This window comes from Sulfurimonas sp. C5 (assembly GCF_029872055.1).
GTDB lineage: Bacteria > Campylobacterota > Campylobacteria > Campylobacterales > Sulfurimonadaceae > Sulfurimonas.
In genome coordinates this window covers 185,098-205,966 of the sequence record NZ_JARXNQ010000003.1, presented here as the reverse complement: position 1 = coordinate 205,966, position 20,869 = coordinate 185,098, and the positions used below count along the sequence as shown (strand labels likewise).

Below are 20,869 nucleotides of genomic sequence, written 5' to 3'. Positions count from 1 at the left end.
TCTTTCCTTTTTCAAAATCATTTGTTACTTACTTTAAGTGCGACGAGACATACATCGTCATTTCGTTCATTTTCCCCTTGGTACTCATGAAGGGCATCAAGGAAATGAATATGTTGTTCTTTCATACTTTTATTATAGTGTTCCTCTATAAGCTTTTTAAAGCGTCTTTTTCCAAAAGGGAATCCTTTTTCTCCTCCATTTTGATCTAAGAATCCATCGGTGGAGATATAAAAGCTTGTAGATTCCCTAATATCAAACTCATAATCATTAAACTCATAGTCTCTATCAGAATTTTTGTAACCTATAGAGTGTCTATCTCCTTTGAAGATCTCTAAAGAGGAAGAGTTTTTGACAAATAAAGGGATGTTGGCACCTGCATATCTTACTATGTTATTTTTTTTGTTATAGTAAAGTATACCACCGTCAAAACCGGCATTCGAAACAGACTCGCTTTGGTCTTGTTTAAGAAGATGCTTGATAGAACGGTTAAAAATACCCAGGATTTTTCCAGGACTTACAACTTCATTTGTCTTTTCCAAGACACCGATAATTTGGCGTTCAATCGCTTTTACAAGCATTGTTACAAAGGCTCCTGGAACACCGTGTCCAGTACAGTCTACTACCATTAAAAGTGCTTCGTCTTTATTGCGGATTTCAGTAAAGAGATAGATATCTCCCCCTACAACATCTTTTGGTCGCCAAAGTGTAAAACAATCATCAAAATGGGAGCTCATGAGTTGACTATCCGGTAAAAGTGCACCTTGAATTAAAGAGGCATACTCAATAGAATCCATCACTTTTTGATTTGTATTTTTTAGATCCTTTTGTACTTTTTCCAATTCCGTAATATTTGTAAAAACTGCAGAAATTAGATTTTTACCTTCAATAGGGAGCTCTGCTCCTGTAACAGTAAAAATATAAGCTTGCTCATCTCTAATAATCCGTGCCTTATGTACCATTAAGGGATTTACAAGAACATATTCAATCCACGTAAGTTCATCCATCTCTTTTTGTAGATAGTGTTCCGGATCTGACGTATCGAAAGTGTCGCAGATACATTCATAATCTTTGAGAAAATCTTCAAGCACTTCAACACCATAGAATTTTTTAAAGGCTTTGTTGATAGTGTAAATTTTCTTTCCGTCTGTGGTTATAATAATCTGTTCTTGGGAATCAAGAAGGGTTCGGACAAAATTCTCTTTTTCAGCTATTTGTGCTTGGAGCTTTTTTTGTTCGGTAATATCGGTAACCATTGCAAAGGCACCGACTTTGACACCGTTTTCATCTAAGATGGGCGTAGCATTAAAAAGACACGGTATCTGAACACGATTTTTTCTTGTAAGATATATCTCATAGGAAGATGTTTGACCATGTTCACGTGTTTTCATTTGTTCAGCAAATATTTTTTTGTTTTCATCATTAACAAAATGAAAGATATGTTTTCCCACTATTTCATCTTGGGGATATCCAAGAATATTAGACATTGCATTATTCACTTCTTGTGTTATGGCATTATTATCTACCATCCAAATACCTTGACTTGTGGTTGCAAATACATTTTTGATTTTTTGTTCACTTTTAGTAAGCTCAGCCGTTCTTTCTTCTACTTTTTGCTCTAGTGTTTTTGTCAATTCTTCAACTGCTTTTTTAGCTGTAATATCATGGCGGATAGCATCGTATCTGAAAACTTTTCCATCTTTGTCTTTTTCTACAGTTATCGTCATATCTACCCAATAAAAGCCACCATCTTTTTTTCTGTTTTTGATCTCTCCATGCCAGTTTTTTCCTGCTTTAATAGTTGTCCATAGATCGGCAAAGAGTTTTTTAGGCATATCTGGATGGCGTAAGATATTGTGGGGTTTTCCAATAAGTTCTTCTCTGGAATAGCCAGAAATTTCACAAAAGGCATCACTGACATAGGTTATTTTTCCATTTTTATCGGTACTTGAAGCAATAACGTTTTGATCAAAAGCTTTTAATAAAGAGCTGAGCTTGGCGGTCTTTTGCTCAACAAGACGTTTGAGTTGTCGATTGGAATAAACAATAAAAGCAATAACAATAACAGCAACGCCTGCAATTTCTAAAACAAGATCCCAGTCGATTTTTTCTTCGATATCAACTTTAACCCACTTGTTAACAATCTCATTTTTTTCTGTTGAATCAATTGAAGCAAGAGCCTTATTGATAATGCCTAATAACATAGGGGAGTCTTTTCTAATCCCAAAACCGAGTTTCATTGCAATATCTAATTTACCTGCAACAGTCAGATTTGAAAGACCTAATTGAGGTATGTTATATGAACCAATAACAAGCGTACATATAAAAGCATCCAGTTTTCCCGCAGCAACTGCTTCAAGTCCCTCTTGTACAGTATTTACCTCTTGAAAATGAATATTCGGATACTTTTTTTTCAAATCATCAACATAACCGTAGCCACTAACATAAGCTATTTTCTTATCGCTGATAGCAGAAAGGTCGTTTAGGAAATGATCTGATTGTGTTTTTTTCATAATGATAACGAGAGGTGTTTCTATGTAGGGTTTCGTAAAATACATTTTAGTACTTACGAAATTTTCTGTCACTACTTCAGAGATCATATCTACTTCGTTGGCTTTAACTTTTACAAGTGCATCACTCCAAGATTTTGGCTTGATACGTTCAAAAGAAAGACCCGTTCTTTGTTCTATCAGTTTAAGATGATCGGCTACAATACCTATATAGCTACCATCTTCTTTAAAAGCTTCAAACGGCAGCCAATCAGGATCCCCGGTAAATTTTACGACAGGGTGTTGTGCTATCCATTTTTTTTCTGTTTTGGTAAATTTTATTTTTTTTACTTTTTTTGCTGATTTATTGAACCATTTGTTTTCTAATTGCTTTTTTTCATCATCAGTAACACTAGCGATAGCTTTATTTAAAATAGATTGTAGAATTTCATTTTCAGCATTTACACCTATACGATAACTATAGTGGATAGTGTCTTCTGGAAGTTTTACTTCATCTACAATGGTAAGATCGCTTAAAGAGTAGTTTTCACTGAGATAACTTGCTACTGCTGTATCCATAACAGTTGCGTCGGCCCTTCCAAGTATGACATCTTTGAGTGCATCTACGTAGCTATCAGGTTCTATAATTTTAATTTGAGGGTAGAGTTTCTTTAACACTATAATGCTTGAGTCGTCTTTTGGAATACTCAAAGTTTGATCTTTAAGTGCTTCTATGGAGTTGAGTTTTTTGTTGTGTTTGTTTTTATAAAGGGCGAAAACAAGTTGTTTATATGAATGTGTATAAATAATATTTGTTCGAAAACTGTTTGCAAACATTGTATGGAGGAGATCAATCTTTTTGGTTTCAAGCATATAGGTCAAATCATTCCAGTGATCTGTAACAAAACTGACTTTTATCCCTAGCTTAGAAGCTAGCAGATTGACATAATCGATTGAATAGCCGGTAGGTTTTCCATCTTTATTGAAATCCCATGGAGCATAATCAAATTCGTTTCCCGCTTTAAGAACTTTGTGATCTAAAAGCCAAGTTTTTTCATCTTGAGTGAGATTTAAATCTAGATTATAGTTTATAGGGGTGTTAGTAGATGCTAGAAGGTGTAAAGGGGATAAGAGAATAGCAATGAAAAAGAATCGATAGAGATATTGAAGCATCAACTCCCACCTTTTAATAACTAGTTTGTGTAATAAAAAACATTATACCACAATTGGAGTTTATAGGTTATTGTGAATAATTCAGCCTTTGGCAAGCAGTTCTTCGATCTCGTAAGCTATCTCATGAATGGCATTGGTTGCTTTATCGTAGATCACCTTGTCAAAAAAGGTATCGTTGATCGCGTCACTTGGCTCGAGATTGTTCAAAATAGAGCGTTCAACAAAGTAAGCCAGAGTGTTTACACCGACAACCATTCCGCTTGTACCGATAACAACTAACAGTGAACAGTCCTGAATCTCCTGATCAAGAAGAGCATAGTTCGGTGCGGCTTCTCCAAACATAACAATATAAGGGCGTACATATTCACTCCCGCATGCTGTACATTTCCCGTCGTTTACATCTGCGAGTTTGTTATATCCTATATCGTAAATATTTTGACATTGTTCACATTCAACATTTGTAAGAAAACCGTGCAGATGGATAACATCTTCGTGGGCAATGCCGGCTTTTTCAAAAAGGTTGTCTACATTCTGGGTGATAATTGCTATATCGTTTTTATATCTGTTTTTGAGTTCTGCCAAAACTTTATGAGCACTATTTGGCTCCTTGTCTACAAGCTCTGTCCGTCTTTTATCGTAAAAGCTGATAGTCTCGTCTCTATTGGTTACAAGACATCCTGCAGTACATATATCTTCGACTGAATAGTTTGCCCATAATCCATCACTCTCTCTGAAAGTAGAGAGCCCACTTTCAGCACTAATACCTGCACCGCTTAAGACAACAACCCTAGCCATGATAATTTCCTTTTAATTTATAAACTATTATAATGTCTGTAAGTTTAAATAGGGTTAAGGTGAATATTTATGGATTTACTCTTTATCATTAAGTCCTTGATCGGATTGATTCTGATACTGGGGATTTTAATCGCATTGTTCTTTTACAGTCCAGGTGAAAAAAGAAAAAAGAAAAAAGCACTGGCAGATAAACCCAGAGAAGACAAGGAATATAGTTTTGATGATCTCTCTGCAATTATCAAAGCAAAAAAATCATCAACGGATGAATTGCAATGGGCTTTGAATACAATACTAAGATATTACGGAGAGATTCCACCTAAGGACGGTATTAAATTGCATAATGACTTTTATCATTTTTCTGAGTTAATTATACGTTTAACACACCATCCGCATACGACAAAAGATCTTATATTAAATTTTGATCGAGAATTGCAAAAAATGAATCCAGAATATGCCAAAGAGATTAATGATGCCCTTACAAAAGGGATCAAATCAAGAGGAGGCAATGCTTAAGTTTATTGCTGTCTTTTGTTAAAGCCTGAGGTACCGAGTTTAGCATCTATATTAAAACCTTCGCTGTAAGCTTTTAAATAACTTGGTACTGCTCTCCCTTTTAGTTTCATAATATCACTGAGCATTGCATTGGCAATCCGTTCAGGCGATATATTTTTTACCTCTGTAAGGTATTTAAATAGAAGTTCCCCCTGACGTTGCAGAGAAATTTTATATGTAGCGTCTGTTTGTGTATATATCCATAAACTATAAGCATAAAAGTTTGTGAAAACAGACTCCTCTTTCCAAAGCAGTTCAACAGCATTTTTAAAATTCCCGCTGTTATAAAAAATGTCCCAGAATCTTGCAAACCTTTTCATAATTTGAAGGTCCTTAAACGAAAGCTGATCGTTTTTGAGTATATCATACGGAGGGATATCACTGTAGACCATACCAAAATGCTGATCGTGTCTGTCTATGTAAGTGCCTGAAAGTTTTTTGAGTATTCCGATCTGGATCTCACACGAACTCATTGCCATAAGTTCGTCAAGATTTTTTCCAAAGCTATCCAGACTCTCTCCCGGTAGTCCAACGATGAGGTCAAGGTGAATATGTGCCGAAGTCTCATTCTCCAAAAAGGCAATATTCTCTTTTATTTTGTCAAGTTTGAGCTGTCTAGAGATATTGTTTGCGATCTCCATATTGAGTGTTTGAATTCCGATCTCAAGTTGAAGAGCACCGTGAGGAAACGCTTTTATTTTTTCTCTGAGTGAACTTGGAAAGTGATCGGGTATTACTTCAAAATGGGCAAAATACGGAGGCTCTTTTTCAAGAAAAAAATCGAGTACCATATTCGCCGCTTTCATATTCAGGTTAAACGTGCGATCGACAAATTTGAAGTTTCTAGCACCCCTTTGCCAAAGTTTTTCAAACTCCTCCAGCACTTTTTCCAGATCAAATGCTCTAACCTTTTCATCCATAGAGGAGAGACAGAATTCACACTCAAAAGGGCATCCTCTCGAGATCTCTACGTAGATGTATCTGTTTTGTATATCTTCATCGCTGTAGTATTGATACGGCAGTTCTATCTCTTTTAATTTTGGAGCTGAGAGAGGAGAAATGCGCTCCTGGGGTTGATTATCAACGAGGTTTTTACATAATTCGTAAAACGCAACATCGCCTTCCCCTTTTATAATATAGTCGGCATCTGAAAAATCCACTCGAAAAGGTTCATAACTTACTTCCGGACCGCCAAGGACTATTTTTGTTTTCGGGGATACTCTTTTAACGATGTGAATAAGTTCCTGGATTTGTGAGGCATTCCAAATATAAACACCAAGACCTAAAATATCTACGTCTTGATCGAGAATTTTCTCTGCTACGCTTTGCATTGCATCATTGATCGAAAATTCCATTATGGTAGTATTTGCTTGGAGTTCTTGCATGTTGGCATAAAGATATCTTAGTGCCAAGGATGTATGAGTATATCTGGAATTTAAGGTGGACAGGACTATTTTCATAAAGGAAGTCTAGCATAAAAAAGGGAAAAATCAGCCAAGAGGTAAAAAGGGAAAAACTCGGCTGATCTAAATAGTTTATAGGAGTATTGTTTTCTCTCGCATATGAAAGGGGGAAACATATTTGAGATGAAAAATTATATTTATTATAAGTAAATGCTAAGTAAATAATATACGTTGAAAATAAGAAAATAAATGATTTAAAAGAGTAGTTCTATCGATTCAATATATATTCTTCGATATACTTCCATTATGACAATACTATTATCATTATTTTATTATTTTTACTTTTCAATTATCGGCGTATATGTTATTTTTATCCCAAAAGTACTCTCTGGCTATGGCTATAGTGCAAGTGAGATAGGGATACTGCTCGGTGCCGCTCCACTGGTGCGTTTTATACTCCCGTTTTTATTTATAAAGGGTTTACAGCTAAATACAAGAACATTTCATTATTCTTTGCTTGTTATGGTTATAGCTGCCATTGCATTTTATATTAATGTGGAGCATTTTTACAGACTGTTATTCTCTAATATCCTTTTAGGTGTAGGGATGAGTCTAATTCTGCCGTATATTGAAGTGATAGCACTTGAAAACATCGGTAAAGAGCGTTATGGAAAAGTAAGACTTTTCGGTTCTATAGGGTTTATAGTTGTCGCCTTGATACTTGCTAAGTTTTTTAGTGTTACTTCAATAGCCCTTGACTTTTTACTGACACTCACGGCTGTAACGGCAGTAATTGCATATGTGATTAGTACTAAAGAGCATAAAGAAAGTGTTCAAAATGAGCAAATGGTACAAAAACGGTTCTCATTTTTTGAAGATATTTATCTGTGGGCGGGGCTGGTTTTTATGCAGATAAGTTTTGGCTCATTTTATAACTTTTTTACGATCTATGAAACAGATCATGGAATAAGTTTGGATATGACTGTATATCTTTGGAGTTTCGGAGTACTTGTGGAAGTTGTAATGTTATTTGCACAAGGCAGACTGCTTGCAAACTATCAGCTCTTAAATCTTATACGTATAAGTGTACTGGCTTCGGTATTTCGATGGTTTTTGGTTTTTAGTTATCCTGAGAACTTGGTGCTGCTTTTCTTTTCACAATCGATCCATGCACTCTCTTTTGCACTGTTTCATTCGGCAACGATCAGTTATTTATACCAAATTTATCAAAATAAAAAACTAGCGCAACAATTTTTCATGGGCTTTAGTTATGGTTTAGGAGGTTTAAGTGGTGCGGTAATCTCCGGATATATATATGAGTATGCTCCAAAGCTGTTATTTTTAAGTTCTAGTCTTTTTGCGTTAGTGAGTTTTGTTTTGTTAGTAATGTACAAGCACAGGCAAGAAGCCTGAGACTTGTTAATAATCTAAAATCAGATTAAATGCGAAAGTAGTGTCTGTTTTTTTCTTACCCTCAGCCGGTAAATTAACGTAATCGATTTTATAACTGATACCTGCAGAAAAAATACTGTTAATTTTATTGTTAATAGCAGATTTTGAATATACGAAGTATTTATTAGTTTTTTCCATCGAACCTCTGAAACTCAACTCTTGTTTGAATTTTAAAGTATCAAGGATCTGCCAGTCGTATATACCTTTGAGTCTATATGAAGCATAGTCATCTTTGTAAGCTTGTTTGATAATATGGTCTCTTATAACGCCGTCATACGGATAGCTGAGTTGAGTACCTAATGCATCAGCCCACACATTTTCATATTGGTCGACAGAGTATAAAATGTTTGCTTCTAACGAGAGTTTGTGCTCTTTTTTATCTATCGCTTTGTACTTTACACCGGGACCTGTGTAAAACTGGTACTCAAAACCGGAGAATTTATCAGATTTGTAACCTATAAGATAATCAAGAGATAGTTTTGGTGATAGCTTATAGCCGTAATCCAGTTCTGTGACAAATTTATTTTTTGTTTCAACTCCATGGTCTGTTGCATATTGTCCGTCAAAATCAAAAGTAAGAATTTCTTTTGTCCATTCTTTTTTGAGGTTTATTTCAAGATTGAAAGCTTTTGTATTAGTATTTCCGTTAGTCTCTACGTAACCCAATTCACTATGTGCTTTTAAAGGTTTTTCATCAACCGTAACATCTTCAGCCAATGCCAAAGAACTAAATACTACTAAACTTAATACTATTTTTTTCATCTACTTCCTTGTTAATTTTCTTCTTTTTTCATATGCACATCCATTTGCGGATAAGGGATAGAGATCCCTTTTTCATCAAACGTGAGTTTTACTTTTTCGATTGTACTAAAATGCACATCCCAGTAATGATCAGTCTCTACCCATGCACGTGTCACAAAGTTCACACTGCTGTCGCCCAGCTCGCTTACAGCAACAAATGGTTCTGGGTCTTTTAACACCCTTTCATCGGCATGGAGAATATCAAGAAGTGTTTGTTTTGCAAGTCTTAGATCATCGTCATAGCTTATTCCAAAAACAAGGTCAACTCTTCTTTTGTCTTTTTTAGAGTAGTTGATGATGTTACCACCGATAATTTTAGAGTTTGGCACAATAATCGTACGGTTGTCAATCGGTGAAATGATAGTAGAAAACATTGTGATATCCTCTACTGTTCCCGTAGCACCGCCGGCTTCAATAAAGTCACCGATTTTAAAAGGTCTGAAGATTATAATAAGTACGGCAGCACCTACGTTTGATAAAGATCCCTGTAGTGCTAAACCAACAGCTAAAGAGGCTGCACCAAAAACAGCAATAAACGATGTAGTATTGACACCAAGAGCATTGAGTGAAGCAAGAATGACCATTGCTAATAGAGTAAAAAAGATGAGACTCTCGGTAAATTCTGAAAGTGTCAGATCAACCTTGGCTTTGATCATTGTTGCTCTTATTAGATGAGAAAGTTTTTTTGCTATCCATTTCCCGATGATAAAGATAAGTAGCGCAGCTAAAATTTTAAGACTGTATTCACTTATATAGCTTAGTGCAAGATTTGTGTACTTTTCGATATCCATTACAAATTCCTTTGTTTAAGTAGCGTATGTTGTTTTTCTTCAACGTATCTTGCTAGTTTAAAATAAGAATTCTTATATTGTGATGAGATTTTATAAAGATTTTGTCTGTATTTCAAATAGTTTGCCCAAACTCTTTTACTTTGTACAATTCTTCCGCGTTTAATTAACTCAAAACTGACGGCTGCATTGATAAAACCTTTTAGAAGTTCTACCTCAATACATTTCTCAAACCGTCTAGGGAACCAAAGCTCTTCTAACACCTCGTGAGCATCGTAAAAGCGTTCTTGTTCTATACAAGTTACAAACTCTTCAATTTTTTTATTTACCATCTTCATCCAATAGCTGCATATTTACTCTCCAATAACCGCGTCCCCCTTTTAAAGAGACACAATGATACTCCGGAAATTTCGCTTTATACTCATTTAGTCTTTCTTTTGTAGCTTTTCCGGTATCGCAATAAAATACAAAAACACTTCCTTTGGGATAGTTTTTTAATTCATGCGGATTATATGTTATTGTATTTGCTTTTTCAATAGGGGATAAAATAGTATCTACAAGTACTACTTCGACTCCCTCTTGTTCTAATTTTCTTTTATTTCTTAAGAACTCTTCTTGAGTCCATTCGTCTTTTATTTCCATAATTTAATTATAAAAAGATATTACTTAATTTTTGAGTATAATCATATATAGATATTACTGATTAAAACGAAATTAAACTACATGGCAAAAAAAAATAAGAAAAACAGCAAAATAAATCAAAGAATTAGAAAATATTTTGACGATGATCCTTTTGATATTGGTATTGAACGGGTTGAATCGAAAACTTTAAGTGAACTCTTCAGTGCCCTTGGAATTTATGAGATTGAACACAATCGTAATTTAATGATAAAAACTCTCCGTATGATCTGGTCTGAAGCAGACAGTTCGATAAGAATGGATATTTTGCACTTTTTTGAAAATGAAGCAAAAATCTATAAAGGGGATAAGCTCGAAGAGCACCATCATTACGATCGTGAAGTTAAAATAGAATCTATTTTAGCAGAACTCGATGTGACACCGATGGAAGCGAGCCGTCTGCGTGAAGCATTTGCGACTATTAGAAGCAAAAAGATCACGATTGAGAAGATGGAAGCAAAACTCAGACATATCCGTTTTGAGATCAAAAGAGAGGCTCTCGAAAAAGAGTTGGAAGGTTTTTTTGATCTAGATGACAGTTTTGAGTTCAACGCATCGCTTAAATATGAGATCTACGATCAACAGTTTCATAAAATCCTGACACTTAATACCAAGCCTTACTCGTATGAATATATAGAAACGACTGAGTTTGACGAGATAATTAAAAAGATAGGTGAAGACAAAGTAGAGATCGTAAAAAACAAGCAAGAGAGTATAAAGAGTTTTATTGCTTCATTAAAAGATCCTCATCAGTATCTAACACATGAAGAGATCGTAAACTCTCTTCGTTCATCACCTCCAAAAACGGGATTAAATTATCCGATGGTCACGCCAAAAGTGCTCAGAAAAATTATTGCACAGAAGATAGATGCTAAAAATATTTCTATTCACGATGAAGAGTTACTTGTGGATGTTATGCAGAATTTAGAATTGCCAAATTCGGAGAAAAAAATTGCATATACTTTGGAATTGCATCTTGAATTGAACAAAATACTTTCAGACATTTGGGAGGCAAAAGGTTTTAATTTTGATGCAGCTTTAGAGGAGTTGAAAACTGAACATGAACGATTGTTCTTAGAAGAATTGGAACTTCTTGTAAAAGAGTGTAAAGGGCATGCTCGACTGCTTCACTACGAAGATGAGATACTGTATGATAAAGTATATGGCTTTTTAGTTGACCAGTTGGGATTAGACCTTAATATAACTCCGAAGATATACAGAAAAACGATTCGCAGGTTTTTATATTCAATTCAAGAAGAGTTGATTAAAAAACAAAGACAGGAACTTCTAGCACGTACTATTAGAGATTTTAAAAATCTTTTCCCTATAGCACGTGATATGCAGAGAAAGCTGACTTTACACATTGGACCGACAAACAGCGGTAAAACATATACTGCGATGCAAAAACTCAAAGATGCTGATACTGGGTACTATTTGGCACCTTTAAGACTTTTAGCGTTAGAGGGGTATGAAAACCTGAACTCTATGGGTGTTGATTGTTCTTTGATTACTGGTGAGGAGCAACTCATTAACGATGAAGCGACACATATCAGTTCTACGATTGAGATGATGAATTTTGATGTGGATGTGGATGTTTGTGTCATCGATGAGGTACAGATGATTGATGACCGTGATCGCGGTTGGGCCTGGGCAAATGCAATTATTGGTGCACCTGCAAAAGAGATCATAATGACAGGTTCTGCAAATGTAAAAGAGGCAATAATCGCACTTGCAGAATATCTTGGTGAAAAGTTGGAAATTATAGAATTTGAGAGAAAAAATCCACTTGAAGTACTGGATAAACCTACGTTTATCGAAGATATTAGACCCTCAACGGCAGTAGTCGCGTTTAGCAGAAAAGATGTACTTAGACTCAAACAAAGACTTTCAAAATCTTTTAGTGTGAGTGTTGTGTACGGAAACCTTTCTCCAGAAGTTCGCCGTGAAGAAGCAAGACGTTTTCGTGAGGGTGAAACTCAAGTACTTGTAGCAACTGATGCAATTGCGATGGGAATGAATCTGCCGATTAAAACTATACTGTTTTCAACGGCGGACAAGTTTGACGGGATTATTCAGCGTGATCTTTTTGCATCTGAAATACATCAGATATCTGGGCGTGCAGGGCGCTACGGCCTAGAAGAAAAGGGTTATGTTGGAGCATTAAATAAAGAGACTCTCAAAGTAATCAAACGCAATTTTCATAAAGAAGCAAGGAAAATTGCCACACCGTTTAAAGTGATGGCAAACCTTGAACACATCAAGCTCGTAAGCTCTATTTTAGAAGAGAATTCATTAGAAGAGATTTTAAATTTCTTTATAAAAAATATGGAGTTCAGCGGACCGTTTTACGCTGCAAGTCTGGACGATATGTTAGAAGCTTCCAAGATAGTTGATAGTTACGATTTGGATATTGCGACAAAATATCATCTGGCATGTGCACCGCTGACGCTCAAATCTCCATATATCATTACGGCGTATGAGACATATATCCATGCTTTGGAGAAAAAAGAACCAGTCTATTATCAACGTCCAAAATTAAACGGTGAGTTTGCTCAGACATCGCAAGAGTTATTGATGGCTGAAGATATGGTAAAAGAGATCTCTTTGTATTTATGGCTGAGTTACAGATTTAGCGAGTATTTCGTAGATGTGCAAAAAGCAACAGAATCCAGGGGTGTGCTAAACCATTACATAGAAAAAACATTGCAAAAAACGGAGTTGTCCCAAAGTTGTAAAATGTGCAGCAATGTATTGCCTACAAATTCAAAATACAATATCTGTGAATCTTGTTTTAAAAAGAATTATAGCAGAAGAGGTTCGAGGAGATTCAAAAGCTAATTAGCTTTTGAATTCATTAATAGTTTTTTGTAGTGCTGTAGCAACTGTTACAAGCTCTTGAAGGTCTTCTTCAATATTTAATACACTTGTATTGTTTTGTGAAGAGAGTTTTTCAATTTCTTGAATATTGTCAAGTATCTCTTGAACGTTTTGAGAGATCTTCATACTGTCTTCTTTTGATTTATTTGCTACTTTTGTTGAAGTCTCCATTGCACTTGATGTAATATTGATTTTATCTTCCACATCGCTTGAAATTTCCGCAAGAGCTTCAATTTGTTTTGCATTTTTTGCCATTTTATCTGTTGTATCGTTAATCGATTGCACAATTGTACTTACGTTCATATCGATCTCTGTTAAACTTTTTTGTGTACGTTCCGCAAGTTTTCTAACTTCATCCGCAACAACGGCAAAACCGCGTCCGTGTTCACCGGCACGAGCCGCTTCAATTGCAGCATTAAGTGCAAGTAAATTAGTTTGATCAGCTATATCACTGATTACGCTCAGAATATCTTTCACCTTGTCTGCATCGTCTTTGAGTGACGAAAGTTCTTGAAGAAGCTCCTCTTCATTTTGAACAAATACTTCCACTTCACTACTGAGTGTTGAAAGGGATGCTTTTGCATTCGTTAGTTCTGCATCTGCTTCTTGGACAGTTGCTTGTGTACTTGCCGCTGTTTCAAGAGTTTCTTTTAAAACCTGTTGGATATCGATCCCTTTTTGTCCCGTAGCATCGACAAGAGTTTTCTCTTTTTGTGTCGCTTCACGAATGACATGAGAGGCATGTTCTATTTCTGAAGCAATTTTGATATTTTGTTTTCCTTGTTCTTTTACTTCGTTGATTGTCCCTTGTATCATCTCAATAAAGTTATTTACTTCGTTAGCCGCTTCACCAAATTCATTGCCTGCTTTTGCTTCAAGTCTTTTTGTCAGATCCTTGTCACCACTGATAAGATCTGAAATTTTATCTTTCAGAGCTGTTAGTGGGTGAATAATCTCACGCATAAAGAAAGTAGATGAAATAAGCATAAAAATAACTGCAGCAACTAAGAGAATAATTATAAGAGTCGTTTTTGTAGACGTTATCTCTTTATCATTTCTGTCTAATGACAGTACAAGATCCATTGCACCAAGCACATCACCCACTTGTGCATTGTAGTGACACTGTAAACAACGTTCTTCAGCCTGCATAGGTTTAATAAGTCTGATAATGTGATGGGAATTGTCATTTGTTTCTAAAACTTTTGTTACCTTGTTATTGAGTACATCTATTAAAAGTGGATCTGTCGTGAATTTTTCATCTGGCGAATATACTTCTAAAACCGCTTTAGATTTGGCAATGTTTAAATCTTCGATACCGTCGATTTTTTTTGCATTGTGAAAAGTCTGTTCAACTATGCTAGGATCACCCATCATCATACTTGTTGTCATTGTTTGAAAAATTGATTCGCTAAGCATTTTTAAAGATTGTTTAGCAGTGTTATTTGAGAGTTCATTCAATGTAGATGAGAGATAAGAGGTAATTGAAACCAATCCTATAATTGACAATGAAAGAATAGAAATAAGAACTTTCGACTTGACAGTTTTGAACATTTTTTCAGCCTATATATTAATTTGCGGATATTATATCATAATAGTATTTCTGTAACTGATGAATAAGGTAACACTATTGAAAAAGACTCCTCTAAGTCGAGGTTTTTGGTACGTCCAAGCAGGGTTTTAATAACACCGGAATGGGTAATTATGAGAACTGTATTTAATGATTCTTTTTGTAGATCTTCAAAGAAAAACTCTTCTACTCTTTGTGTAAAATGTGATACCTCTTCACCGTCTAATTGTTCAATCCATTCATGAAAAGTAGTATATGTAATACCGCTTGCTTCGATCTCGTTAAAACTCAAGCCTTCATGTCTCCCCCAAGATTTTTCACGCAGTTTATTTGTAAAGGTGGCTTTTTGAGGAATATTTAATTGTTCAAGTGTTTGTCTGCAGCGCTTTAAATCGGAACAGTAGATTGCATCGAAGTTATAAGAGCTTAGTTTATTTCCTAAAGCTTTTGCATCTTCAAGTCCTTGTTTGGAAAGGGGGATGTCGATGTGTCCGTTGTATTTTCCCTGATATTTTTCTATAACTTCGCTATGGCGAATGAGAACCAACTTCATAAAACAATCAGACAATTCAATAATATAAGTTCACTGATCTCAATGATAAAACCGTACATATCTCCATTGAGTCCATGATACCTGCTGTGAAGTGAACTACCGATTAAGAGCATTACTAAAAGAGCCGTGATGATGCAGAAAGTTGCTCCAAACGTAAATGCTAAAACAGAAGCATAAATAAGTGCTATAACTATGTAAAGAGTTTTTAGCTCTTGTTTTATAAGGAGTCCTACACCGTTACTTATGTATGGGAAAAGGTAGATGGCAAGTGTTGCATTGAGACGTGAGGCCATCATTATTACTGGTAAAAGAAACCAAGCATTGAAATAAATAAAAGATGAAAGCTTGAGTACTAAAAAGACGAATGTAAAGATCATCCCCATCCCGCCGACATGAGAATCTTTCATCACTTCTAATGCTTTTTCTTTATTAACAAAAAGCCCGTCTATCGTATCGCTAAGTCCGTCAAGGTGTAGTGCCCCAGTGAAAAGCACACTGAGAGCAAAAAGTATCACGGCAAGGTGCATTGGCGGAAAGTGTGTATTTAATAAAGTATAGATTCCATAGAGTAACGACCCAAGTAAAAAACCGATCAGTGGATAAAAAAGAGCAGACTTACCATTAATCCCTTTATCGTAAGTATGGATCTTGAAAAAAGGGAAGATAGTAAACATGTTAAATGCAAGTGCAAAGGCTTTAAGATAACTCATTTTATTTTCACCTTGATACCTGCAGTGACATGATAGACCTCCTCAGAGTGTTCAGCAATGTATTGAGCAATAATACCGTTGTAATCGACAAATTTTCTTACAAGCGGGTTCTCACTTATAACAGAATTGCTAACATCATTGATAACACAAATAACGTCATTGTTTTGTTTTGAAATGTTTTCAAGCTGGAGAAGCATCTCATCAAGTGTTTTCTGGTGGTAGAGCATATTGTTGATCCACATGCTCACACACTCTAATAAAACAGTTTTGTTTTGTTTTGTAATAGCGTTATCAATAAGGAGAGATTCTTCGACAGTTTCAAACTTATCGGCACGCTGATCTTTGTGTTTTTTCACACGTTCTTGCATCTCTTCATCAAAGAATTCCGTAGTTGCAAGATAAATAGGTTGTCCCTTTACAAGATCAAGGGTATAGAGTTCTGCATTTTTGCTTTTTCCAGACTTGATACCACCGATAAAGAGTGCTTTAAAACCCATAATTCACCTTACATCATATTATACATGATTAGCTCGATAGCTTCTACAACTGTATCGTTTTCAAGACCATTGATAACACCGTATCCTAAGGCACCGCCGGCACCGACACCCTCTTTTGCTTCACCGTCATCATATTTTTTCAGTACGGGAATCTCTGCATGAGCAAATGATAAAGTCGTATACACGGCATTTGGCATATAACTGAGCTGTGAAAGTATCTTAGTGATATCAGAATTTGGATCCTTGACCACCCATTGTGTCGTTGCTAAAGTAACGTTATTGTGGTTTATTCGTTGAAGCACATCTTCACGCAGTTTGTCGGCAATAAGTAAACATGCAGCCATTTGTGTCCCACCCGCTAATACGATCTCAAATCTTTTACTCGCTTCCATTAAAAAACCGGCACAGAAAATGAGCATATTGTCACTTACAATTCCCAACTTTTCAAATGTGGACATATCTTCGTTGATTAGAGAAAGAGCTTTTTGAATTGTTTGATTTTTAATATCGCTTGGAACGTTTAAAAAGCTTGAAGAGAATGCTCCATTTAAATCATATCCGAGTGCCAATGCAGTTGCAGCTGCAGTCGTCGTTCCTGCCGGAGTTGATTCTCCGAGAATGAGGTAGTTGCCTTTAAGCTCATACTTCTTGCCAAACTCCATCCCTTTTAAAAAGACTGCTTTGGCATCGATATTTGCGCCTTGATCAATTGAGTCTGAAGGTGTTATGTCAAAGCTATGCAGCTGTACGTTTTGAGGTTTTATTTCAAGTCCCAGATCTAAAATCTCTATGGCACTAAAAGGATCTAAGTTGTGGATTGCACGTGTCATGAGTGCAGGAGTGGGTACTCCGCTGGGTGTTTCAGCTATCTCAGGCATAGAGTAGAGTGCTTCATTAACTATGAATTCTGCGTCAAGAGTAGGAGTATAGGCAATCTTTCCGGGAATTCCTGCTTGTGTAATTCCCTCTATCTCACAAGTTTTAGTGACTGAGGCTGCTAGTAAAAAGTCAGCTTTTCCTTGCGGTAGTTTTACTGCTTCATCTGTAAATATATTGTATGTATTCATACTTGCAATTTTAGCTAAAAATAGTAATTTAGCAGAACTTTGAAATTGTCTTCCTGACGTTTTTTTGCAAGGTCATATTTGTCTTTATATTCGTATTTCGCTTTGAGTTGCAGTTTTTTTGAAATATTTACACTTTGTGCCGCTGATATGAGTAGTTGTTCATCACCGTTATCGTAATATCTTTGCGTGAACTCGATATTTGTTTTAAGCATTTTATACCCGTCGATATCAAACCCTATGCTGGCACCTATCCCTCCGGCACTTTTACGAGCTACATAGTAGAGTGGATCAATCATTACATAAAGATAACCGAGCTCATTTCCCCAGCTAAGCCCTGCACCTACACTCGCACTAAAGTTGGCTTTTGTATCTATATAGTTTTTATCCCACCCAAATTTTGTTCTCCAAGACCAAGGGGAGAAAAGTTTGGTTCTTTGTGCAATAGACTGAATTGAAATAACAGTTAGATCTTCAATTTTGATTGAATCTTTGGTAAGCCCAAGTTCCAAATTTAAAAATTCTATCTGCGTGCCTCTTAGAAATCCGTATTGAGGATCTTCTAAAGTATGATATGCAGGACGAATACCAAGAAGAGTATAGTAATGAGAATCTCTAAAAGCACTACCGATTGTTGTTTTAACTGTACGATGTGAGTCAAGGGGGTTTTGAGGATCTTTAAATTCAAGTATCTTTCCTTTGCCAAGCTGTGCTCTAGCAGAAGAGAATTGATAAAATCGTTTAAGATAAACTTCTTTTGTCATTTCATTACGGGAATAGGTATACTCGAGATACTCAATAGCCGCTTCGAAGATATATTGTTTTTGTTGTAGTGATATATTTTGGTCTTCTAAGAGTTTTGAGCTTAGCTTTGCATCCTCTTGTAGATCTTTTACATAATGCATTGCATTATCATCAATCAACTTCTCATATTTGAGTAAAATTGTTCTTTTTGAAGGTCTGTAAAACTCTTTGGCAATAAGATTTTCTGCATTTGTTGCATGTACACTCTCTAAAGGGATTACCTGATAAGTAAAATGTTCTCTTATGTGGACGCTCGGACGAGCAATCTCCATGAGCCAAAGCATGTTGTATGAACAGTTCTCAGTAAAAAAGTAATAATATGATTTGGTACCGTTAAGCTCCCAAATGTGACGTACCATTCTCATCACTTCTTCTTGCGTGAGGTTTAAATCGTATTCCCAGATATCACGTCTTTCCGTATCACGGTATTCTTTGAGTTTTTCATAGTAAGGTAGGAGTGAATATTTACCGAAATAGCCTCCAAATAGTCCTTTTATGGCAAATGAAAAGCCGTTCTCTTTTTTCTGATCGGCATCGGCTGCGTAATTAATGGCATAAGCCAAAAGTTTTGATTTGTATTTGGAGTTTATGCGTAAAAAGGTGTGCCCAAACATTGAAGCAGGTGAGTTGATATGTGCCGAAGGAAATACCAAAGTTGCCGATGTAGGTGAGAGTTTTTCGATGGTATCGTCATATTCTCTACATGCTACCTGTGGAAAGTCTGTGATGTTTAGCTTTTCTTGCAGCCAAGCTTTTCTTGCCGGAAATCTACAAGCTGAAGAGTTGTCATCAAAACGAGTCTCATTGAAGAAGGCATCAAGTGTCGCATCCAGTTCCGCTTGTGGATCTTCTTTCCCATTTTCTGCAAAGAAAAATCTAGGGTCGTCAATTTCGCTCACATTGCCGTTCGTATGTAACAGTAAATGCCAATAACGCTCATTTGCTAAGCCTAATTCTTTGGCTTTTGTCTTATATTCATCTACTGACGCAAATAGGGTAGATGCAAATAAAATAAAAAATAAAAATGATTTTTTAAAAATGGGAAGTTCCTAAGATAGAGGCAAGCGAAGTTGCTTGCTCTATGAATTATTACATTGAAGTTTCAGAAATGTTGTCTAATACTTCATTCATTTCTACGTTTTGAGAAGTGTAGATTTTATTGTAGTTAGCTTGAAGAGCGCTAGCGAAAGCATCTTTATCTTGAACATCTAAAAGTTCAGCTAATGTGTCCACAGATTCACCGTGACCAGCTGCAATCTCTTTTGCTAAAGTATCCATGTTTGATGCAACAAACTCTTCAGCTCTGTCGTTCATAACAAACTTAGTTTTTTTACAACCAAGAGTTCCTGAAGTAATACCAAAAGTTTGGTTACCAGAAGTACCATTTGTTGTAGCTTGTAAAGCTAATAAAACCGCAGATGAATCATCTTTAATAATTACTGAACCAAGACCACAACCTGTTTGGTTGTTTACACCTGCGAACGCTGTTGATGCAATAGCTAATGCCGCTACTGTACTTACTAAAACCTTTTTCATATAAAACTCCTTCAGTTTTGATATAAACCATTGTAAAGAAAATAAACTTAAAGAAACATAATTAGTTAAAAAGAAATGTTTCTTCTATTTTTGCCTCATTACTTGATCATTTTGATCCTGCATATAACGTCCATGGTACGGTCCAACAGGCAAAGCATACATTAATCTCGTGTTTGCAACGCGTGCATATCTGACATAATCTGCTGCAGCTGAATTTATGGCGGTCGCTACTGCCTTTACTATGAGTCCTGCAAGTCCGCCACCGCTATCACTGCTTCCTGAAAGATCTACGACTACTGTACCTGTATAGTGCCACAGTTGCTCCGATGTGCTTGTTGATCTGATCTCTGCTTCGATAGAAACTGTTAGATTTGCAGCGAGAACAGCGTACATCAAATCCCATTTCTTTATTTTTGTAAACAGTACGGCATCTGCCCCAAAGTACTCTGCAAATCTGTCAAGAGGCATGTTATAGAGAAGCTCTGTGTTGTATGCACCCTCTTGTTTCATAATATCACTAACAATCTCAACAGGAAATACATAATATCCCATTTGTGCTAAAGGCACTTCAACCGTTGTCATATAGTAATCTTTTGCCTCTGCATCTGTTGATTCATTCATAGGAGGAAGAATTAACAGGGACCTTGGTTGTTCCTCATACATTTTTGGGAATTCACTCCCCTTGGTTGCTATATCTTTAGTGGCACAACCGCTAAGAAACAGAGTTACCATAAGCGATATAAATAAAATTATTGTTTTCATTTTGTCCCCCCTTCAGAAACTTCTACCTTTCTAATGAGTGCATTCATAAATTTCCTAGACTCTGGGTAGAGGGCTTTTTCTTTTTCAAAAAAAGTAATGGCTTTTTCTTTATTATTTGATTTTAAATAGAGATACCCTAGTTCTGCATAAAGTCCAGGCGGTACTCTTTTTGAGATACTTTCATCCGTATTGCTGATATCTCCCTCAATAACCTCAATAAGTTTTTCAAGTGATTCTTTAGAGGGCTCTTTTTTATATGCATAATAAGACTCAGAATAACCGTCATAGTTATAAAGTGCCGTAGGTTGCGATGCACAGCCTGTCAAGAGTACAATTCCTGCAATAAGAAAGAAAGTTTTTATAGAGATCAT

The 20,869-nt window shown here is 35.9% G+C and carries 19 protein-coding genes; 3 read left to right on the top strand and 16 right to left on the bottom strand.

The annotated features are described in order from the left end of the window. Positions 1–17: 17 nt before the first annotated feature. Together P6N22_RS07125 and P6N22_RS07120 are read right to left on the bottom strand one after the other, a co-directional pair. Positions 18–3,659 (bottom strand): transporter substrate-binding domain-containing protein, encoded by a 3,642-nt coding sequence (locus tag P6N22_RS07125; RefSeq protein ID WP_280331552.1) that lies wholly within the window; start codon positions 3,657–3,659, stop codon positions 18–20. Between the two features lie 81 nt (positions 3,660–3,740). Continuing rightward, the gene (locus P6N22_RS07120; RefSeq protein ID WP_280331550.1) at positions 3,741–4,454 is read right to left on the bottom strand and encodes a Sir2 family NAD-dependent protein deacetylase; all 714 of its coding nucleotides are present in this window, start codon (positions 4,452–4,454) and stop codon (positions 3,741–3,743) included. Between the two features lie 69 nt (positions 4,455–4,523). Here P6N22_RS07120 and P6N22_RS07115 point away from each other — a divergent pair, with 69 nt between their 5' ends. Next, entirely contained in the window at positions 4,524–4,967 is a 444-nt protein-coding gene (locus tag P6N22_RS07115) for a hypothetical protein (RefSeq protein WP_280331548.1), read from the top strand. A gap of 2 nt (positions 4,968–4,969) precedes the next feature. On the opposite strand, the gene P6N22_RS07110 is transcribed toward P6N22_RS07115, so the two are convergent. Further along, the gene (locus P6N22_RS07110) at positions 4,970–6,466 is read right to left on the bottom strand and encodes a B12-binding domain-containing radical SAM protein (RefSeq protein ID WP_280331547.1); all 1,497 of its coding nucleotides are present in this window, start codon (positions 6,464–6,466) and stop codon (positions 4,970–4,972) included. A gap of 249 nt (positions 6,467–6,715) precedes the next feature. Between P6N22_RS07110 and P6N22_RS07105 the strand changes: the two genes are divergently transcribed. Continuing rightward, entirely contained in the window at positions 6,716–7,822 is a 1,107-nt protein-coding gene (locus P6N22_RS07105; RefSeq protein WP_280331545.1) for an MFS transporter, read from the top strand. 6 nt (positions 7,823–7,828) lie between these two features. Here P6N22_RS07105 and P6N22_RS07100 read toward each other — a convergent pair whose 3' ends face one another. The 4 genes from P6N22_RS07100 to P6N22_RS07085 are packed head-to-tail and all read right to left on the bottom strand — an operon-like array spanning position 7,829 to position 10,092. Beyond that, entirely contained in the window at positions 7,829–8,623 is a 795-nt protein-coding gene (locus tag P6N22_RS07100; RefSeq protein WP_280331543.1) for a DUF481 domain-containing protein, read from the bottom strand. 11 nt (positions 8,624–8,634) lie between these two features. Further along, on the bottom strand, positions 8,635–9,453 hold the full coding sequence (locus P6N22_RS07095) for a mechanosensitive ion channel domain-containing protein (protein ID WP_280331541.1): 819 nt from the start codon (positions 9,451–9,453) through the stop codon (positions 8,635–8,637). Then, positions 9,453–9,782 carry a DUF309 domain-containing protein gene (locus P6N22_RS07090; protein ID WP_280331540.1) on the bottom strand — a complete coding sequence of 110 codons (330 nt, stop codon included), beginning with the start codon at positions 9,780–9,782 and terminating at the stop codon, positions 9,453–9,455. The genes P6N22_RS07095 and P6N22_RS07090 overlap by 1 nt, the downstream gene beginning before the upstream one ends. Further along, positions 9,772–10,092, bottom strand: coding sequence for a hypothetical protein (locus P6N22_RS07085; protein WP_280331537.1), 321 nt, complete (start codon positions 10,090–10,092; stop codon positions 9,772–9,774). The genes P6N22_RS07090 and P6N22_RS07085 overlap by 11 nt, the downstream gene beginning before the upstream one ends. Before the next feature lie 81 nt (positions 10,093–10,173). Between P6N22_RS07085 and P6N22_RS07080 the strand changes: the two genes are divergently transcribed. Then, the gene (locus P6N22_RS07080; RefSeq protein ID WP_280331535.1) at positions 10,174–12,966 is read left to right on the top strand and encodes an SUV3 C-terminal domain-containing protein; all 2,793 of its coding nucleotides are present in this window, start codon (positions 10,174–10,176) and stop codon (positions 12,964–12,966) included. Here the strand turns inward: P6N22_RS07080 and P6N22_RS07075 are convergent, their stop codons facing one another. From P6N22_RS07075 to P6N22_RS07035, 9 genes are all read right to left on the bottom strand, one after another. Then, the gene (locus P6N22_RS07075; protein ID WP_280331533.1) at positions 12,967–14,556 is read right to left on the bottom strand and encodes a methyl-accepting chemotaxis protein; all 1,590 of its coding nucleotides are present in this window, start codon (positions 14,554–14,556) and stop codon (positions 12,967–12,969) included. A gap of 35 nt (positions 14,557–14,591) precedes the next feature. Then, entirely contained in the window at positions 14,592–15,125 is a 534-nt protein-coding gene (locus P6N22_RS07070; protein WP_280331531.1) for a histidine phosphatase family protein, read from the bottom strand. After that, positions 15,122–15,835, bottom strand: a complete 714-nt coding sequence (locus tag P6N22_RS07065) for an adenosylcobinamide-GDP ribazoletransferase (RefSeq protein WP_280331529.1) — start codon at positions 15,833–15,835, stop codon at positions 15,122–15,124. The genes P6N22_RS07070 and P6N22_RS07065 overlap by 4 nt, the downstream gene beginning before the upstream one ends. Beyond that, positions 15,832–16,332: a bifunctional adenosylcobinamide kinase/adenosylcobinamide-phosphate guanylyltransferase gene (locus P6N22_RS07060; RefSeq protein ID WP_280331527.1), complete on the bottom strand. Its 501-nt coding sequence runs from the start codon at positions 16,330–16,332 to the stop codon at positions 15,832–15,834. Before P6N22_RS07060 ends, P6N22_RS07065 begins: the two co-directional genes overlap by 4 nt. 8 nt (positions 16,333–16,340) lie before the next feature. Further along, positions 16,341–17,399, bottom strand: a complete 1,059-nt coding sequence (locus P6N22_RS07055; RefSeq protein ID WP_280331525.1) for a nicotinate-nucleotide--dimethylbenzimidazole phosphoribosyltransferase — start codon at positions 17,397–17,399, stop codon at positions 16,341–16,343. A 14-nt stretch (positions 17,400–17,413) separates the two neighbouring features. Continuing rightward, positions 17,414–19,099, bottom strand: coding sequence for a DUF4105 domain-containing protein (locus P6N22_RS07050; protein ID WP_280331524.1), 1,686 nt, complete (start codon positions 19,097–19,099; stop codon positions 17,414–17,416). 190 nt (positions 19,100–19,289) lie between these two features. Continuing rightward, on the bottom strand, positions 19,290–19,736 hold the full coding sequence (locus tag P6N22_RS07045) for a DUF3015 family protein (protein ID WP_280331522.1): 447 nt from the start codon (positions 19,734–19,736) through the stop codon (positions 19,290–19,292). Positions 19,737–19,820: 84 nt separating this feature from the next. Beyond that, positions 19,821–20,498, bottom strand: coding sequence for a GNA1162 family protein (locus P6N22_RS07040; protein WP_280331520.1), 678 nt, complete (start codon positions 20,496–20,498; stop codon positions 19,821–19,823). Further along, positions 20,495–20,869 carry a DUF4810 domain-containing protein gene (locus tag P6N22_RS07035; RefSeq protein WP_280331721.1) on the bottom strand — a complete coding sequence of 125 codons (375 nt, stop codon included), beginning with the start codon at positions 20,867–20,869 and terminating at the stop codon, positions 20,495–20,497. The genes P6N22_RS07040 and P6N22_RS07035 overlap by 4 nt, the downstream gene beginning before the upstream one ends.

Bases quoted from the DNA above. Each gene is read 5' to 3' on its own strand.
- P6N22_RS07080 (WP_280331535.1), top strand. From the start codon at position 10,174: ATGGCAAAAAAAAATAAGAAAAACAGCAAAATAAATCAAAGAATTAGA.
- P6N22_RS07055 (WP_280331525.1), bottom strand. From the start codon at position 17,399: ATGAATACATACAATATATTTACAGATGAAGCAGTAAAACTACCGCAA.
- P6N22_RS07105 (WP_280331545.1), top strand. From the start codon at position 6,716: ATGACAATACTATTATCATTATTTTATTATTTTTACTTTTCAATTATC.
- P6N22_RS07045 (WP_280331522.1), bottom strand. From the start codon at position 19,736: ATGAAAAAGGTTTTAGTAAGTACAGTAGCGGCATTAGCTATTGCATCA.
- P6N22_RS07085 (WP_280331537.1), bottom strand. From the start codon at position 10,092: ATGGAAATAAAAGACGAATGGACTCAAGAAGAGTTCTTAAGAAATAAA.
- P6N22_RS07035 (WP_280331721.1), bottom strand. From the start codon at position 20,869: ATGATCTCTATAAAAACTTTCTTTCTTATTGCAGGAATTGTACTCTTG.
- P6N22_RS07065 (WP_280331529.1), bottom strand. From the start codon at position 15,835: ATGAGTTATCTTAAAGCCTTTGCACTTGCATTTAACATGTTTACTATC.
- P6N22_RS07075 (WP_280331533.1), bottom strand. From the start codon at position 14,556: ATGTTCAAAACTGTCAAGTCGAAAGTTCTTATTTCTATTCTTTCATTG.
- P6N22_RS07120 (WP_280331550.1), bottom strand. From the start codon at position 4,454: ATGGCTAGGGTTGTTGTCTTAAGCGGTGCAGGTATTAGTGCTGAAAGT.
- P6N22_RS07040 (WP_280331520.1), bottom strand. From the start codon at position 20,498: ATGAAAACAATAATTTTATTTATATCGCTTATGGTAACTCTGTTTCTT.
- P6N22_RS07100 (WP_280331543.1), bottom strand. From the start codon at position 8,623: ATGAAAAAAATAGTATTAAGTTTAGTAGTATTTAGTTCTTTGGCATTG.
- P6N22_RS07090 (WP_280331540.1), bottom strand. From the start codon at position 9,782: ATGGTAAATAAAAAAATTGAAGAGTTTGTAACTTGTATAGAACAAGAA.
- P6N22_RS07110 (WP_280331547.1), bottom strand. From the start codon at position 6,466: ATGAAAATAGTCCTGTCCACCTTAAATTCCAGATATACTCATACATCC.
- P6N22_RS07115 (WP_280331548.1), top strand. From the start codon at position 4,524: ATGGATTTACTCTTTATCATTAAGTCCTTGATCGGATTGATTCTGATA.
- P6N22_RS07060 (WP_280331527.1), bottom strand. From the start codon at position 16,332: ATGGGTTTTAAAGCACTCTTTATCGGTGGTATCAAGTCTGGAAAAAGC.
- P6N22_RS07095 (WP_280331541.1), bottom strand. From the start codon at position 9,453: ATGGATATCGAAAAGTACACAAATCTTGCACTAAGCTATATAAGTGAA.
- P6N22_RS07070 (WP_280331531.1), bottom strand. From the start codon at position 15,125: ATGAAGTTGGTTCTCATTCGCCATAGCGAAGTTATAGAAAAATATCAG.
- P6N22_RS07125 (WP_280331552.1), bottom strand. From the start codon at position 3,659: ATGCTTCAATATCTCTATCGATTCTTTTTCATTGCTATTCTCTTATCC.